We start from the raw sequence: 5714 nt of genomic DNA on the forward strand, positions 1-5714 counted from the left end.
CACACCGGCACCACCGACATCACCTTCGGCACCACCGTCTCCGGACGCCCACCCCACATCCCCGGCATCGAAACCATGATCGGACTCTTCATCAACACCATCCCCGTCCGCATCACCCTCCACCCCACCGACACCCTCACCACCCTCCTCACACGCACCCACACCACCCACACACAACTCCTCGACCACCACCACCTCCCCCTCACCCACATCCCCAACCCCCACGCCACCACCTTCGACACCATCACCGTCCACGAGAACTACCCCCACCACACCACCACCCCACCCACCGACCTCACCATCACCACCACCTCCGCCACCGACGCCACCCACTACCCCCTCGCACTCGCCACCACCACCGACACCACACTCCACCTCAAGTTCGAGTTTCTGCCGGAGTTCCTCAGCCGCAACGACACCGAGGCGATCGCGGCACGCATGTGCCGGGCTCTGGACGTCATCGCGACGGCACCGGACACGACCGTCGCATCGGTGCGGCTTCTCGGCGACGACGAGTTCCGTGCGCTCGCGCCCGTGCGCGGCGGTCCCGCACCCGCCACCCGCACGCTCGCCGCGATCGTCACCGACGCCGCAGCCCTCGATCCGGACGCCGTCGCGCTCGAGGATTCCAGTCGCGCGGTGAGTTACCGCGACCTCGACGAGGCGTCGAACCGGCTCGCACGCCTGCTGATCACGCACGGCGCCGGCCCGGAACGCTACGTTGCCCTGGCGATGCCGCGGTCCCTCGACTCCGTGCTCGCGGTCTGGGCGATCACCAAGACCGGGGCCGCTTTCGTCCCGATCGACCCGGGCTATCCCGCCGCACGCATCGCCGACATGATCGCCGATTCGGGTGTCGCGCTCGGCGTCACACTGACACCGCAACGTGAGCGGCTCCCGGACACGGTGCCGTGGCTCGTCCTGGACGAACCCGGGACGATCACGACGGTCGAACAACAGGCGAGCGGCGCCCTCGGCGACGCCGATCGCCGCCGGCCATTGCGACCCGACCATCCCGCGTACCTGATCTACACGTCCGGATCGACCGGTGTCCCGAAAGGCGTGGTGGTTCCGCACCGCGGGCTGGCCACGCTCGCCGCGGCGCAGGCGGCCGGCCTCGGTCCGGGGCGGCACTCGCGCGTGCTCCACTTCTCGTCGCCCTCGTTCGACGGATCGGTGTTCGACTATCTACTGGCGTTCGGCGGTGGCGCGACTCTGGTGATCAGCCCGCCGACCATCGTCGGCGGCACGGAACTGTCCCGCTTCGTCGCCGCCGAACGGGTGACGCATGCCTTCGTCCCGACTGCCGCGCTAGCCTCGGCCGATCCCGACGACCTCGACGGATACGACGGGTTCGGCGAGATACTCGCAGCCGGAGAAGCGTGCCCGCCCGGCCTGGTGACCCGGTGGTCCCGTGGCCGTGCTCTGCGGAACGGCTACGGCCCCACCGAAACCACCGTGATGTCCAACATCAGCGCGCCGCTCGCACCCGGGTCCGAAGTGACGATCGGCGGCCCGATCGCCGGTGCGGAGGAAGTGGTGCTGGATGCGCGGATGCAGCCGGTCCCGGACGGCGTTCCGGGTGAGTTGTACATCGCCGGGCCGGGTCTGGCCCGCGGATACCACCGGAGGCCGGGGCTGACCGCCGGACGCTTCGTCGCCGCTCCATACGGGCCGGCGGGCGAGCGGATGTACCGGACCGGCGACATCGTCCGCTGGATCGCCGACACGTCCGGCGGTCGGGTGGTCGAGTACCTCGGCCGGGCCGACTTCCAGGTGAAGGTGCGCGGGTTCCGCATCGAACCCGGCGAGATCGACGCCGTCCTCGGCGCCCACCCGGACGTGGAATACGCCGCGACACTCACCCGCACCGGGCCCTCCGGGGACCCGATCCTCGTTTCCTATGTCGTCGGTTCCGCGGAGCTCGACCCGGCACGACTCTCTGCCTATCTCACCGAACGACTTCCGGCGCACATGGTGCCCGGCGCGATCGTGCCGATCGACCGGATCCCGCTGACCCCGGTCGGCAAACTCGATCGCGCCGCGCTGCCCGATCCCCGGTTCGACTCCCCGGCCGATCCCGCGCACCGACCGACGTCGCCGGTCGAGGAGACCGTCGCGAACGCATTCGCGGCCGTTCTGGGGCTCGAGCACATCGGTGTCGACGACAACTTCTTCGAGGCGGGCGGGAACTCGCTGACGGCGACCCGGGTGGTGGCGCGGGTCAATTCGACGCTGCACACCCACATCGACGTCCGGACCTTGTTCGAGGACCGGACACCGCGAGTCCTGTCCACCCACCTCGACCCCGACTCGAACGACGCCCCGCTGCCGGTGCCCACTCCGGGGCCCCAACCTGAGTTCGTGCCGTTATCGCCAGCCCAGCAACGCATCTGGTTCCTCAACCAATACGACACCACCACCCCCACCTACAACATCCCCCTCACCCTCCACCTCACCGGCCACCTCGACACCACCGCCCTCCACCACGCCCTCACCGACCTCATCCACCGCCACCAACCCCTCCACACCACCTACCCCCTCCACCACGGACACCCCACCCAACACATCCACCCCCACCCCACAACCCCACCACTCACACCCACCCCCACCACCGAAACCCAACTCCCCCACCACATCAACACCGACACCACCCAACCCTTCGACCTCACCACCGACACCCCCCTCCACACCCACCTCTACCAACTCGACACCACCCACCACACCCTCACCCTCGTCCTCCACCACATCGCCGCCGACGGCCACTCCCTCACCCCACTCACCCACGACCTCACCACCGCCTACACCGCCCACACCCACCACCAACCACCCCACCCCACACCCCTACCCCTCACCTACACCGACTACACCCACTGGCAACACCAACTCCTCGGCACACCCCAGCACCCCACCCCCACCACCCAAACCCACACCACCTACTGGACCACCACACTCACCAACCTCCCCGACACCCTCCCCCTCCCCACCGACCGACCCCGACCCACCCACCGCACCCACCACGGCGAGTCGATCCGCTTCGAGATCCCCGCCGACGTACACCACCGCCTGCGTGCGCTCGCGCGGAGCACCGGGGCGACCACATTCATGACTCTGCATGCGGCCTTCGCGGTCCTCCTCGCCCGCCTGTGCGACACGGACGACGTCGTGATCGGCACCCCCGTCGCCGGCCGCCCCGATCCCCGGCTGGACCAACTCGTCGGCATGTTCGTCGGGACGCTCGTCCTCCGGACCCCGGTCGGCTCGGCCGAGTCGTTCCGCGAAGTGCTGACCAGAACCCGCGACGCGGACCTCGGTGCATTCATGCACGCCGACCTGCCCTTCGAGATGCTCGTCGACGTGCTGGCGCCGGAGCGGTCCACGACGCACACACCGTTGTTCCAGGTCCTGATCGACTATGGGACCGAGGTACCACTCCACCTCGAGCTGCCGGACCTGACGGTGACGGTCGCCGAGGACGCTCCGCCCCTCGCGAAGTTCGACCTTCAGCTCACCCTCCGCGAACATGCGGACCCCGCACACCCCGGCCTGTCGGCCGCGTTGACCTATCCCACCGACATCTTCGACCGCACCACCGTCGAGAGTGTCGCGGTACGCTTCCTCCGGCTCCTCGACTCGGTGACCGCGGACCCCGGCCGGCCAGTCGGGGACGTCGACCTCCTCGACGACACCGAACGGGCCACGCTGACGACCGGGTGCAATCCCCCTTCGCCCGTGGCGGAACCAGCCGAGGCCACACTCGCCGACCGGTTCACTCGGTCCGTCCACCGCTTCGCCGGCGAATCGGCGCTGACCGATGCCGACGAAACGCTCACCTACGCGGTACTCGGTGCCCGCGTCTACCGACTCGCCCGGCATCTCGTCGAACTGGGCGCCGCCCCCGACACGGTCGTCGCCGTAGCACTGCCACCCTCGGTCGAGCTGGTCGTCGCCCTGCTGGCCGCACAGCAAGCGGGCGCCGGTTACCTCGCCCTCGACGTCGGTCACCCGGCCGACCGGCTCGACGCCGCGATGTCCGACGCCGCCCCGGTGTGTCTCGTCTCCTCGACCGATCACGCGGCCGGCTTGCGGCGGGACCTTCCCACGGTGCTCGTCGACGACGCGGACACACGCACGCACCTGATGGGCCTGTCGCCGGAACCGATCACCGATCCGGAGCGACGGGCCGGGCTCACCCCCGACGCGGTCGCGTACGTCGTATACACCTCGGGGTCGACCGGACGCCCGAAAGGTGTCGTGGTGACACACCGCAATGTCACGACACTGTTCGACAACACCCGGCCTGCGTTCGACTTCGCCGAGACCGACGTGTGGACGCTCTTCCACTCGGCCGCCTTCGACTTCTCGGTATGGGAGTTGTGGGGCGCCCTCCTGCACGGTGGCCGCCTCGTCGTCGTCGACACCGTCACCGCCCGCTCACCCGACGAGTTCCTGGGCCTGCTCCGCCGGGAGCGGGTGACGGTCCTGTGCCAGACTCCCACCGCGTTCGCCCAGTTGGCCACGGCGGAACGGAACCAGCCGACCGACCTGGCGTTGCGGTACGTCGTCTTCGGCGGCGAAGCCCTCGAGCACGGTCACCTCGTCGACTGGCTCGACCGGCACGAACCCACCCGACCCCAGCTCGTGAACATGTACGGCATCACCGAGACCACCGTGCACGTGAGCAGGCATCCCCTCGGCGATACCCGTCCCGCTGCGCGGTCGGTCATCGGCCGGGCGATTCCGGGACTGCGCGTGTACGTCCTCGACCGGCGGCTCCACCCCGTACCCACCGGAGTGACCGGCGAGATGTACGTTGCCGGGAACCAGGTCACCCGTGGGTACCTGCACCGATCCGGGCTGACGGTGACCCGGTACGTGGCGGACCCGGCCGGGCGCGGAGGACGCATGTATCGCACCGGCGACCTCGCACGCTGGAACGCGCAGGGTCAACTCGAGTTCCTCGGACGTAGTGACGCCCAAGTTCAGCTGCACGGCTACCGGATCGAGCCAGGAGAGGTCGAGGCCACGCTCGTCCGCCACCCGGATGTCGCACAGGCCGCGGTGTCGGTCCGTTCCGACGACCGAGGCACCGAGCGCCTGTTCGGGTACGTCGTACCCGCCCGGGACGGTGAACAGACGAGGGCTGTCGACATCGAGCGGGTCCTCGGCTTCGCCCGGACGACTCTCGCACCGCAGATGGTGCCGGCAACGCTGGTGGTCCTGGACCGCCTGCCGCTGACCCCGAACGGCAAGCTCGATCGCCGGCAGTTGCCCGCACCCGACTTTGCCGAACGCGTCTCCACGGGTCGCGCTCCGGCGACCGCGACGGAGATGGCCCTCGCCGAGGTTTTCGCGGAGGTCCTCGGCGTGCCGTCCGTGAGCGCCGACGAGTCCTTCTTCGCAGTCGGTGGCGACAGCATCATGGCCATCCAGTTGGTGGCCCGCGCCCACGAGGACGGTGTCTTCCTCACTCCCCGCGACGTTTTCGAGCACCAGACCGTGGCCGCCCTCGCCGAGGTGGCGGCCACCCGGAACCCGGACGTGCTGGCCGAGCTTCCCGGCGGTGGCGTGGGGACCGCACCGCTCATGCCGATCGCGCGGTGGTTGCTCGAGCGCGGCGGCAACCTCGACACGTACTGCCAATCGGTCCTGCTCACCGCGCCACCCGACCTGGACACCGACACCCTCACCGCCACCGTGCAGACAGTCCTCGA

Annotated in this window: 1 protein-coding gene; it reads left to right on the forward strand. The window is 69.5% G+C overall.

The window, feature by feature from the left end:
* Positions 1-5714: amino acid adenylation domain-containing protein (locus ACNJ7E_RS02610; protein WP_418339025.1), on the forward strand; the 5714-nt coding region annotated here is incomplete at both ends.

The sequence above is a fragment of the Rhodococcus mengyinensis genome, from assembly GCF_048381435.1.
GTDB lineage: Bacteria > Actinomycetota > Actinomycetes > Mycobacteriales > Mycobacteriaceae > Rhodococcus_F > Rhodococcus_F opacus_D.